This is a genomic window from Anaerovorax odorimutans DSM 5092, from assembly GCF_000426305.1.
Classification (GTDB): Bacteria; Bacillota; Clostridia; order Peptostreptococcales; family Anaerovoracaceae; genus Anaerovorax; species Anaerovorax odorimutans.
Map to the genome: position 1 here is coordinate 30,854 of NZ_AUFC01000020.1, position 11,581 is coordinate 42,434.

At 34.2% G+C, this 11,581-nt stretch carries 10 protein-coding genes; 9 read left to right on the forward strand and 1 reads right to left on the reverse strand.

Features of this window, described 5'->3' with window-relative positions; genetic code table 11:
• Positions 1-44 precede the first annotated feature (44 nt).
• From groL to guaA, 4 genes are all read left to right on the forward strand, one after another.
• On the forward strand, positions 45-1,679 hold the full coding sequence (groL, locus tag K292_RS0108595; RefSeq protein ID WP_027399496.1) for a chaperonin GroEL: 1,635 nt from the start codon (positions 45-47) through the stop codon (positions 1,677-1,679).
• Between the two features lie 200 nt (positions 1,680-1,879).
• Positions 1,880-2,701, forward strand: a complete 822-nt coding sequence (locus K292_RS0108600) for a M15 family metallopeptidase (RefSeq protein ID WP_051280552.1) — start codon at positions 1,880-1,882, stop codon at positions 2,699-2,701.
• Positions 2,701-4,191 carry an IMP dehydrogenase gene (locus tag K292_RS0108605; protein ID WP_027399498.1) on the forward strand — a complete coding sequence of 497 codons (1,491 nt, stop codon included), beginning with the start codon at positions 2,701-2,703 and terminating at the stop codon, positions 4,189-4,191. The genes K292_RS0108600 and K292_RS0108605 overlap by 1 nt, the downstream gene beginning before the upstream one ends.
• A 39-nt stretch (positions 4,192-4,230) precedes the next feature.
• A complete protein-coding gene (gene guaA, locus K292_RS0108610; protein WP_027399499.1) occupies positions 4,231-5,778 on the forward strand; it encodes a glutamine-hydrolyzing GMP synthase in 1,548 nt (515 codons plus the stop codon).
• Between the two features lie 82 nt (positions 5,779-5,860).
• On the opposite strand, the gene K292_RS0108615 is transcribed toward guaA, so the two are convergent.
• Complete coding sequence (locus tag K292_RS0108615; protein WP_027399500.1) at positions 5,861-6,958, reverse strand: ion channel; 1,098 nt, start codon at positions 6,956-6,958, stop codon at positions 5,861-5,863.
• Positions 6,959-7,142: 184 nt separating this feature from the next.
• Here K292_RS0108615 and K292_RS0108620 point away from each other — a divergent pair, with 184 nt between their 5' ends.
• The 5 genes from K292_RS0108620 (at position 7,143) to K292_RS0108640 (ending at position 11,114) form a co-directional block, all read left to right on the forward strand.
• Positions 7,143-7,445, forward strand: coding sequence for a tyrosine-type recombinase/integrase (locus K292_RS0108620; protein ID WP_027399501.1), 303 nt, complete (start codon positions 7,143-7,145; stop codon positions 7,443-7,445).
• A gap of 1 nt (position 7,446) precedes the next feature.
• Entirely contained in the window at positions 7,447-7,794 is a 348-nt protein-coding gene (locus K292_RS0108625) for a plasmid mobilization protein (RefSeq protein ID WP_027399502.1), read from the forward strand.
• A complete protein-coding gene (locus tag K292_RS16545; RefSeq protein WP_051280554.1) occupies positions 7,766-8,827 on the forward strand; it encodes an AAA family ATPase in 1,062 nt (353 codons plus the stop codon). The genes K292_RS0108625 and K292_RS16545 overlap by 29 nt, the downstream gene beginning before the upstream one ends.
• Positions 8,828-9,022: 195 nt before the next feature.
• Complete coding sequence (locus tag K292_RS0108635; protein ID WP_027399503.1) at positions 9,023-9,310, forward strand: DUF262 domain-containing protein; 288 nt, start codon at positions 9,023-9,025, stop codon at positions 9,308-9,310.
• Between the two features lie 46 nt (positions 9,311-9,356).
• On the forward strand, positions 9,357-11,114 hold the full coding sequence (locus K292_RS0108640; RefSeq protein WP_330364944.1) for a DUF262 domain-containing protein: 1,758 nt from the start codon (positions 9,357-9,359) through the stop codon (positions 11,112-11,114).
• The last annotated feature ends 467 nt before the right edge of the window (positions 11,115-11,581 follow it).

The following is an 11,581-nucleotide window of genomic DNA, read 5'->3' on the forward strand; positions in this document are numbered from 1 at the left end:
TAGTGAGAAAAAATTAAACTTAGATAAAAAGGAGAGATTTTAAAATGGCAAAAGAAATAAATTTTAGTGAAGATGCGAGACGTAAATTACAAGCAGGTGTTGATAAACTTGCTGATACAGTAAAAGTAACATTAGGACCAAAAGGAAGAAATGTAATATTAGATAAAAAATTCGGATCACCACTTATTACAAATGACGGTGTAACAATTGCAAGAGAAATAGAACTTGAAGACAGTTTTGAAAATATGGGTGCTCAACTTGTTAAAGAAGTTGCAACAAAGACTAATGATGTTGCAGGTGATGGTACAACAACAGCTACACTTCTTGCTCAGATTATTACAAAAGAGGGTTTTAAAAATGTAGCTGCCGGAGCAAATCCAATGATAATTAAAAAAGGTATAAAAGGTGCAGTTGATGCAGCAGTTGAAAATATTAAGAGTACTGCTAAAATTGTTGACAGCAAAGAAAGTATTGCACAAGTTGCATCTGTTTCAGCAGCCGATGAAGAAATTGGTAAATTAATTGCAGAAGCTATGGAAAAGGTTGGAAAAGACGGTGTTATCACTGTTGAGGAATCAAAATCCATGGGAACTACTCTTGACGTAGTTGAAGGAATGCAGTTTGACAGAGGTTACTTATCAGCATATATGGTAACAGATACTGAAAAAATGGAAGCAGTTATCAGTAATCCATATATTTTAATTACAGATAAAAAAATTACAAATATACAAGATATATTACCACTTCTTGAACAGATTGTTCAGCAAGGTAAAAAACTTCTTATTATTGCAGAAGACGTTGAAGGCGAAGCACTTGCAACTATCGTTGTTAATAAAATAAGAGGTACCTTTGATTGTGTTGCAGTAAAGGCTCCTGGTTTTGGTGACAGAAGAAAAGCAATGCTTGAAGATATTGCTATTTTAACAGGTGGTACTGTAATTTCAGAGGAATTGGGATATGAACTAAAGGAAACTTCTTTAGATATGCTTGGAACTGCAAATACTGTTAAAGTAAACAAAGAAAATACAGTTATCGTTGACGGTGCAGGAGAACAGACTGAAATTAAAAACAGAGTTGCACAAATTAAGGCACAGATCGAAGAAACAACTTCAGAATTTGACAAAGAAAAACTTCAGGAAAGACTTGCTAAATTGGCAGGTGGCGTGGCAGTAATCCAAGTTGGTGCAGCTACTGAAACAGAACTAAAAGAAAGAAAGTTAAGAATCGAAGATGCTCTTAATGCTACAAGAGCTGCTGTAGAAGAAGGTATTGTAGCTGGCGGTGGTGTTTCATTAGTTAATGCAATTTCCTCAGTTGAAGAATATATAAAGACACTTTCAGGTGATGAAAAAACAGGTGCTATGATCATTATGAGAGCTTTAGAAGAACCTGTTAGACAGATTGCAGAAAATGCAGGATATGAAGGTTCAGTAGTTGTTGCTGAAATTAAGAAGAATGATGTTGGTGTAGGATTTAATGCTTCAAATGAAAAATATGAAGACATGATAAAAGCAGGTATTGTTGACCCTGCTAAGGTAACTAGATCAGCTCTTCAAAATGCGGCATCTGCTTCAGCAATGCTTTTAACTACAGAGGCTGCTGTTACTGATATTAAGAGTGATGAACCTGCAATGCCACCAATGGGCGGCATGGGAGGCGGAATGCCTGGCATGATGTAGTCAGAAGAAATTAAAATAGAATAAATTAAGAGCGAAAGCTCCGGAATTTTCCGGAGCTTTTTTTACGGATGAATACTTTATTAATATATTTTAATAAAAAGCTGTAACTTATTTATAATAATTATTAAATATGGTTGAACAAAATTTAGTTTTATTATAAAATAACTTATTAAGGATTTAGGAGATTTGAGGATATATTTATGAAAAATAATAGCAAACTAAAAACTGTAGTTATAATTTTTATGATAATAGTTTTTTTAATATTAGCAGGGGTTGAAATATTTTTTAGGCATATGGACAGTTCTCCTCTTACAATAATCGGAGGAGCAGACGGACCTACAAAGATATTTTTAGGAAAAGATAAAAAAGATTTAAGTAAAGAAGAACAGGAAAATACTAAGCAAGAGATTAAGGAAAAGGAAGAAAAATGGCAAGCTCTTATTTCAGAAGCAAAAGATAAAGGATTACTTATATTGGTAAATAAAGATAATCCCGTAGATGAAAATTATAAGCCTGATGATTTAACAGCAGTAAAATATTATGCTGAAGACAGAACCCAGGCATCAAGATATATGAGAAAGGAAGCTGCAGAACAATTTAATAAACTTTCTGAAGCTGCTAAACAAGATGGGTATGAAATTGTTATGACAACAGCATACAGATCTTATGGATTTCAGAAAATATTGTATGATAATTATGTACAAAGAGAAGGGCAGGAAGCAGCAGATAAATTCAGCGCAAAACCGGGATATAGTGAACATCAGTCAGGATTGGCTGTAGATGTCACTTCACCTTCTGTAAATTATTCATTATCTTATGAATACGGAGATACGGCTGAAGGAAAATGGCTTAAAGAAAATGCCCATAATTTTGGATATATTATCAGATATAAAAAAGGTAAAGAAGATATTACCGGCTATAATTACGAGCCTTGGCATATTAGATATGTTGGGGAGACGGTAGCTGACGAAATATATGAAAAAGATATTACGCTTGAAGAATTTTTAGAGGAGGAACAATAATGGCGATTTTTATTAATGAACCATCAAGAACATTTAACGAATACCTTTTAGTACCAGGCTATTCTTCAAAGGAATGCAGAGTCGAAAATGTAAGTTTAAAGACACCTATAGTAAAATTTAAAAAGGGCGAAGAATCGCCGCTTTCTATGAATATTCCACTTGTTTCTGCTATTATGCAGTCTGTTTCAGATGATAAAATGGCAGTAGCTTTAGCAAAAGAAGGAGGAGTATCCTTTATTTTCGGATCACAGCCTATTGAAAGTCAGGCAGAAATGGTTAAACGTGTAAAAAGTCATAAGGCAGGTTTTGTAACGAGTGATTCAAATATCAGACCTGATCAGACTTTGGCAGATATAATTGCGTTGAAAGAAAACAGTGGACATTCAACTGTAGCAGTAACTGATGATGGTACTTCTGCGGGTAAGATATTAGGAATTGTAACGAGCAGAGATTACAGAGTAAGCAGAATGTCTATGGATACAAAAGTAAGTGAATTTATGACTCCTTTTGAATCCTTGATTTATGCAAAAGAAGGATGTACATTATCAGAGGCAAATGATGTTCTTTGGGATAATAAATTAAATGCTCTTCCTATTATAGATGAAAATCAAAGATTAACACATTTTGTATTCAGAAAAGATTATGATTCTCATAAAGAAAATCCAAATGAGTTATTAGACAGTCATAAGAGATATGTAGTGGGAGCCGGTATTAACACAAGAGATTATGAAGAAAGAATTCCGGCGTTGGTCGAAGCAGGAGCAGATGTCTTATGTATAGATTCTTCGGAGGGATTTACAGAATGGCAAAAAGATACGATAGACTTTGTAAGAGCTAAATATGGTGATACTGTTAAGATAGGAGCAGGTAATGTTGTAGATAAAGAAGGCTTCTTATACTTAGCTGAAGCAGGAGCAGATTTTGTTAAAATCGGCATTGGTGGAGGATCTATTTGTATAACACGTGAACAAAAGGGAATCGGAAGAGGACAAGCTTCTGCTGTTATTGAAGTAAATGAAGCAAGAAATGAATACTTTGAAAAGACAGGCATCTACATTCCTATTTGCTCAGACGGTGGCATTGTATACGACTATCATATGACACTGGCATTAGCCATGGGAGCAGATTTTATAATGCTTGGAAGATACTTTTCAAGATTTGATGAAAGTCCGACAAATAAGTTAAATATAAATGGAAGTTATGTTAAGGAATATTGGGGAGAAGGATCAAACAGAGCCAGAAATTGGCAGCGTTATGATTTAGGCGGTGACGGAAAACTGTCTTTTGAAGAGGGTGTTGATTCTTATGTACCTTATGCAGGAAGTCTTAAAGATAACGTAACTCTTTCTTTAAATAAAGTAAAATCTACCATGTGTAACTGTGGTGTAACAAATATACCGGACTTACAAAAGAAGGGAAAACTTACTATAGTATCTGCAACAAGTATTGTAGAAGGCGGAGCGCATGATGTTATTTTAAAGGATAAATAATAGGAATTTTTAAATATTAAATCATAAAAGGAGATATATATGCAATATAAGGGTGTTTTGGTTGTGGACTTTGGTGGTCAGTATAACCAATTGATTGCACGTAGAGTAAGAGAAGCAAATGTTTATTGTGAAATAGTACCTTATTCTAAATGTTTGGAAAAAGTAAAAGAGTCAAAGCCTCAAGGTATTATTTTTACAGGAGGACCGGCTAGTGTATATGAAGAAGGCGCACCTATGCTTTCAAAGGAATTGTTTGAGCTAGGAGTACCTATTTTGGGAATCTGCTATGGAGCACAATTAATGGCACATGTTCTCGGAGGAAAAGTAGTAAGTCCTGACTATAAGGAATATGGCAGGGTTAAACTAATTCAAAGCTCTAATAAAAGCTTATTGTTTAAGGGTATCGCTTCTGATTCTATCTGCTGGATGAGTCATACTGATTACATTGAAGAAGTTCCTTCAGGCTTTGAAGTATCATCATATACTGATAATTGTCCAACGGCTTCTATGGAAAACTCAGAAAAGAAACTTTATGCTGTACAATTTCATCCTGAGGTACATCATACACCATTTGGACAAGATTTATTAAAGAACTTCCTATATGAAGTTTGCGGCTGTGAAGAAAATTGGACAATGGCAAACTTTGCAAAAACTAAAATAGATGAAATTAAAGAAATAGTTGGAAATAAAAGAGTTCTTTGCGCCCTTTCAGGTGGCGTGGATTCATCCGTTGCAGCTGTTCTTACCCATAAAGCTATAGGAGATAATCTAACTTGTATTTTCGTGGATCATGGGCTTTTACGTAAAGATGAAGGCGATCAAGTAATGGAGGTTTACGGAAACCAGTTTAACATGAAGATAATTCGTGTTAATGCACAAGAAAGATTTCTTTCAAAGTTAAATGGAGTTTCTGATCCTGAGAAGAAACGTAAGATTATCGGTGCAGAATTCATTAGAGTTTTTGAAGAAGAATCAAATAAGTTAAGTGAAGAATTAGGCGGCATTGACTTTTTACTTCAAGGAACGATTTATCCTGATGTAGTTGAAAGCGGGTCAGGACAAGCAGCAGTTATAAAGAGCCACCATAACGTTGGAGGACTTCCCGAAGATATGAAAATGAATCTTTTGGAGCCTTTAAGATTATTATTTAAAGATGAAGTAAGAGCCGTAGGAGAAGAACTTGGAATCGCTCATGAACTTGTATGGAGACAGCCGTTCCCAGGTCCGGGGCTTGCAATAAGATGCCTTGGAGAAATTACTCCAGAAAAGCTTGAAATTATAAGAGAGTCCGATGCAATACTTCGTGAAGAAGTTCGATTAAATGGACTAGAAAGTGAAATCTGGCAGTACTTTACCGTACTTCCAAACATCAGAAGCGTAGGTGTTATGGGAGACTTCAGAACCTACGATTATACAGTTGGAATCAGAGCAGTTACATCAGTAGATGGAATGACATCAGACTGGGCCAGAATCCCATATGACGTACTAGAAAAGATTTCAAACAGGATTGTAAATGAAGTTAAGGGCGTAAATAGAATAGTGTATGATATTACAAGTAAACCACCTTCAACGATAGAATGGGAATAGTAAACAAAAGACCACAAACCCAAGTTTCATGCGGGTTTGTGGTCTGTCTTTTTGTGCGTTGATAACACTTTGATAACAGAATTTATTTTGTATATTTTCTAAACAAGGTACCGGTGAAGAGAGTCACTAGTATTGCACCTAACAGTAATTCTACAGACATTGCGATTTGGGTTAATGGTGTTGACGGAGACGCACTTCCCTGACCGACAGAAATCATTGTAAAGAAACTATAATAAAGACTTTGCAAATAATCTGTGAAAAGTGTAGTTAATGAATCAAAGCATCCGGTAATATAATATCGAATTTCTGGAGAATCTGTGGTGGGCGAAAATCCTGTAAATAAATATATTAAGCTAAAAATTAAAATTAGAACCCCCAAGCTTCCAAATGCTCTAAAAGGTTTTTTACCATATCCAATAGTAAATTCAGAGATATATCCAGTAAACCGAGACCATTTGGCTAAACTACGTGTTTCAGCTTTCTTTCTTTGATAATAAAAGTTTGCGTAATTATTATGCTCTTCACGTATATGGTTTGCTGTCCAAATCTGTTCGAAAGTAAATAGTGTATTAGCTACTTCTTTATGCTTAACAGATTTCCATATTTTATATTTAAACCATTCCTCAAGAGTTATGTTAGTTTTGTCATCATAGGAAAATGCGGTAACAACACATTTTGCATCAACGTGAAATTGTTCAACAGCTCCAATAAATGAAACATCAAAAGATTTTGATGGAAAATAAAAGCTTGTATTATTTAATGTGCTAATTCCAGAGAAAACTACTTTATTAAAACTAATTCTATGAAACAAGGAATTGCAAAGATTGGTATTAATAAAATGAATATGATTCAGATTTCCTATGCTAAAAAAAGTATTATTGATATCACAATTTTCAAAGTTTACATTAAAAAAATCACAAGAACTGAATCCTTGAATATAATTGGGGGCAAATCCTACAAAATCCTTTTTGAAACGAATGTTTTTAAAACTGCAATTTCTAAAAGAACAATTATGAAAACAAATCTGCTCCAATTTGAATGATTCAAAAAGAATATTATTAAATTCTATACCTTCATAATATGTGTGGGGAGCTATTTTTGTAATTCTAGTGGGAGGCTCTTTTGGGAAAAAACTTTTCGAATTACTGAATTTGTGATTAAATTCTTTGCTTGAAAACATTTGCAAATACCGATACGGTTTTTCAACATATTTAAATAAATCTTTATGGTAAAACTTATAATGTTCCGAATAAATTTTATATTCAGTATTGTAACAAATTTGGAAGTAGTCATTATTATCTTTAAACTGTTCATAGAAGTAAGACTTTGGTTCTTTTTTGTAATGAATATATTTAAACGAGGAAATGCAAGAATACATAAATTCGCTGTACGGTATAGAACCGACCCAAAGAATCTTCGAGATAACAAAAAGCTACCTCCATCACGAAATGACAAGAGGTAGCAAGGAACAAAATATTAAGCGTATCAGAATACATGATTTAAGGCACTCACACGTTTCACTTCTGATAGAAATGGGGTTTAGTGCAGTAGCAATTGCCGATAGAGTTGGGCATGAAAGCATAGACATTACATACCGATACGCTCACCTATTCCCAACAAGGCAGACAGAAATAGCGGATAAATTAAATGTGGAAAGAGGAGCGTAAAATGTCACATAAATGCTTAGATAAGAAAAACAGGTGGCGAAATAAAACCGTAGGGTTTAGAATGTCACCCGAAGAAGTCCATACACTGGACGCTCTTGCAAGGCTGTCGGGGCTAACAAAGCAAGATTACATCATCAGCCGAGTACTTAACCGAGAAATAACAATTAACCCAAATCCGAGAGTTTACAAGGCACTGAGGAATGAATTGAATTCAGTAGCAGAACAACTAAAAAGGCTTTCTAAAACCGATAAAGATGATGAACTGCTTGATTTGACAGCCTATATTCTAAAAATTATAGACGGAATTAAGGGGGAATTTAATGAAGATGGAAACGAAAAAAACAACTGATTTAATCACATCTGCTCCAACAGATATGAATCAGTCGCTCAATCCCAATAATAATATTATAACCACTGCAAAGTCCAAAAACAATGAAAATATTTTAGAAACCCTGTCACTGAATGAGATTTATGATACAGTGTTCACCCCACGAAAAGAAATCATCGAAGGTATGCTCTACTCCGGAGCATACCTCTTTGTGGGAGCACCAAAAGTAGGAAAATCCTTCTTTATGGCACAACTTGGCTACTGCATCAGCAAGGGGTTACCCCTATGGGATTTTAAGGTTAACGGCGGAGCTGTTCTGTATCTTGCCTTGGAGGATGATTTTTCAAGAATACAAAAACGTCTATCCACAATGTTTGGCGATGAAGATAACGAAAACTTTCACTTTGACACAAGATCTAAAAACTTAACCGAGGGGTTGGAAGAACAGCTTTGTAACTTCTTAGTACAGCACCCAGACACAAAGCTAATTATCATTGACACCTTGCAAAAGGTCAGAGAAAAAGGCGGCGAAAAGTTCAGCTATTCCAGTGATTACGATATTGCATCAGCCTTAAAAGAGTTTGCAGACATGCATAACATTTGTGTTTTAGTAGTTCATCACACACGAAAACAACAGTCTGAAGATAGCTTTGATGATGTATCTGGTACAAACGGATTACTCGGTGCAGTAGATGGTGCATTTATTATGGTGAAACCAAAACGAGTGCAGAATTCAGCTAACATCGACATAGCTGGTAGAGATGTGCAGAATATGCGGCTTAAAGTTTCTTTTGACGGAGAAAAATGTTTATGGAATTTAGATAGCATTGAACGCAATATTGGAGATAAAGCTGAAAATCCGTTACTACTTGAAAGATTAAGGTTTGATGATATATCTCCAAATGTGCTGACAAGACGATTGACTGTTCTTGCTGATGAACTGTTTAACAGGTATGGCATTACTCTTGGTTACAAGCGAACACATACGGAACGGCTGATAATTTTAAAAAAGATAGAAAAATATGACTCTCTAAAACAGGGAGTCACAGGTTGAATTCAAAGGGTGCTGTGATTTACAGCACCCTTTTGCGTCGATATGACGGTATTTTTATGGCTATGTGTGGTGTATAAATATCGTCGCATCGTCGCAGATAAATGTATGTGTTGTTTTTGTAAAATTATGGTGATATACTTTATAATATAAGTATTTATTAATTAAAATGATGAATGCTGAGAGGAGTATTTAAATATGCGAGCTACAGAAACAAATGTACTAAATTTTATAGGAGGACTAGATAAAGTATTTATAATTCCTCCTTTTCAGAGAAATTATGAATGGACATATGAACAATGTGAAGAACTTTTTAATGATATAATTGCATCTCATAAAAATAAAAAAAGTCATTACTTAGGTAATATTGTATATTATGTTGGTAAAAACAATGGGGCATCTTATAATGAATTTATACTTGTTGATGGTCAACAACGTGTTACTACTGTTCTCCTGCTTTTATGTGCATTGAGAGATAGTAGATAGTATAAAAGATGAAAATGTATATGATAGTGTTAATAAGAGATATTTAATTAATGATACAGGAGATAATCGATTTAGAATCAGATTAAAACAAACATCATATGACTCAAGGAGTTTTATGTCAATTATTGACGATACACCAATAGAAAATGATGATAATAACGTTACTAAAAATTATAATTATTTTAAAAAGTTAATATCTAACTGTGATGTAAATGCTAAAGAAATCTATGAAACTATTCCTAAACTTGAAGTCGTAGATGTAAATCTTCAAATTGAAAATGATTTGGGAGCAATACAAACAGTCTTTGAAAAAATAAATTCAACTGGAAAAAGATTAACAGCCGCAGATTTGATTAGAAATTTTTTACTGCTAGCTAATAACTCCTTTGAACAAGAAAGATTATACGAAGATTATTGGGTAAAAATTGAAAAAAGAATAAAGAACCAAAATATATCAAGGTTTTCACGTGATTATTTAATTTTGAACATATTCGAAGATGTGCCAGATTCAAATATATATAAGATGTTCAAAGATCACTTTAATAGCACCGGAGCGTTGCATATAGATATTCTAAGGGATATGTACAAATATTCAAAATACTATGAGTGGTTGAAGTTTGAAAATTGTCCCATTGATAAAATTAATAAATTAATAAAGGTTTTAAACTATGTGAAATCAGATGATGTATACCCATTATATTTGTATTTATTTGATACTCATTATGAAAGCGATAAACCAGAATTAATAAAGATACTAACATTACTTTCAGATTTTATGTTAAGATATAGAATTGTATCACCTTCTGGTGGAGGTGGTGCTCTACGCTCTGTTGTGCAACAATTACTTGAAGGTCTAAATTCTGGAATTATAGAAAATAATTATCAGTCAATACTTTTTGAATTATCCAACAGCAATGCTCCTTCAGGAAGGTTTCCAACTGACGATGAATTTATAGAGGCACTAACTAATTCCGTAAATACTAATTACGCAAAAGTTGTTCTTTTAAAGATAGAAGAGAGCGAAAGAAGCAACATACCTATTCCATTAGAGCAAGTAACAATAGAACACATTATGCCACAAACGCTTAATGATTGGTGGATAGAAAATTTAGGTGGACAAGAGAATGCGGAAAGAATTCATGAAAAATATCTTAATTGTATTGGAAATTTGGCACCTATTTCTCAAAGCTATAACTCTAAAATCTCAAACAAATCATGGGATATTAAGCAATCCAATTTAAAAGATGTGCAATTTATAATTACTTCTGAAATAGTAGATAATATAGCATGGAAAGAAAATGAAATTACAAAAAAAAATAACAGACTTGCTAAAAGAGCTTGCAAAGCAATAACATCTCCTTTAGCAAGAACTCGTAAATATCAAACGAAGAATACTACTAGCGAATTTGAAGCAGGTATATATCCTATTTCTGATATAACCACTCCTATGTCTGGAACAGTATTAGAATATGTTATTTATGAAAGTAGGAACATAGAGGTTTCCACATGGAAGGATTTCATTGCAGAAATTTGTAAAATAGCTTACGAAATAGACTGTGAGTTGTTTAAAAAAATTGTTAGGGATAATAAAATACATAAAGCGACTTCTAAAAACAATTACCCTGAAAAAGATCCTATTATAACTCAAGTAAGTACGTTGCTTCTTGAAGCTAAACCAATTGGAGAAACGGGCTATTTTTCTGAAGGAGTTATAAGTTCTAATAGAGCCCGCGTATATGCAAAGCAGTTAATGGATTTGTATGGTGTTACGGATAGAATACAAATATCAGTACATGAAAGGTAGAAATCAACCATCCGTTGCCTCGTGTTCGCCTCCGTGTGCGATTGACAAGCTAGGGTATTAATGCCACTGCAGAGGGTTAAGGCAAATTTGGCGAGATTTGAGGGTGAACGATTTGTTCACCCATTCCTATGATTTAGAGTGGTGATTTAATTAAAAAAAGAATTGCCAATGGCATGAAGTGTTAGAACAACTGTGGTGAACCCACCGTTCGATTTCGGTGCGGGATAAAGCGAGGTGGTCGGCAAGCGACCCCTCACAGCCACAAACGTCGGCAGTGCCGACGTTTTCGAGAGTTCCTATAGGTGGTCAGATTTGAGGTTTATCGCAGCTTAGGTGGTCGGGATATGCACAAAAGCCAATTTTACGGCATTGTTAAGGTGGTCAGTGAGGTGGTCAAGGCAACTATCTCGCATTTTTATTCTGCTTTTTATATATACACTCAAACCATTCGCTGATAACATTTTGAT

What these genes read in the sequence shown, in the direction of transcription:
- groL (WP_027399496.1), top strand. Translation starts at nt 45, where the DNA reads ATGGCAAAAGAAATAAATTTTAGTGAAGATGCGAGACGTAAATTACAA.
- K292_RS0108600 (WP_051280552.1), top strand. Translation starts at nt 1,880, where the DNA reads ATGAAAAATAATAGCAAACTAAAAACTGTAGTTATAATTTTTATGATA.
- K292_RS0108605 (WP_027399498.1), top strand. Translation starts at nt 2,701, where the DNA reads ATGGCGATTTTTATTAATGAACCATCAAGAACATTTAACGAATACCTT.
- guaA (WP_027399499.1), top strand. Translation starts at nt 4,231, where the DNA reads ATGCAATATAAGGGTGTTTTGGTTGTGGACTTTGGTGGTCAGTATAAC.
- K292_RS0108615 (WP_027399500.1), bottom strand. Translation starts at nt 6,958, where the DNA reads ATGTTTTCAAGCAAAGAATTTAATCACAAATTCAGTAATTCGAAAAGT.
- K292_RS0108620 (WP_027399501.1), top strand. Translation starts at nt 7,143, where the DNA reads ATGCAAGAATACATAAATTCGCTGTACGGTATAGAACCGACCCAAAGA.
- K292_RS0108625 (WP_027399502.1), top strand. Translation starts at nt 7,447, where the DNA reads ATGTCACATAAATGCTTAGATAAGAAAAACAGGTGGCGAAATAAAACC.
- K292_RS16545 (WP_051280554.1), top strand. Translation starts at nt 7,766, where the DNA reads ATGAAGATGGAAACGAAAAAAACAACTGATTTAATCACATCTGCTCCA.
- K292_RS0108635 (WP_027399503.1), top strand. Translation starts at nt 9,023, where the DNA reads ATGCGAGCTACAGAAACAAATGTACTAAATTTTATAGGAGGACTAGAT.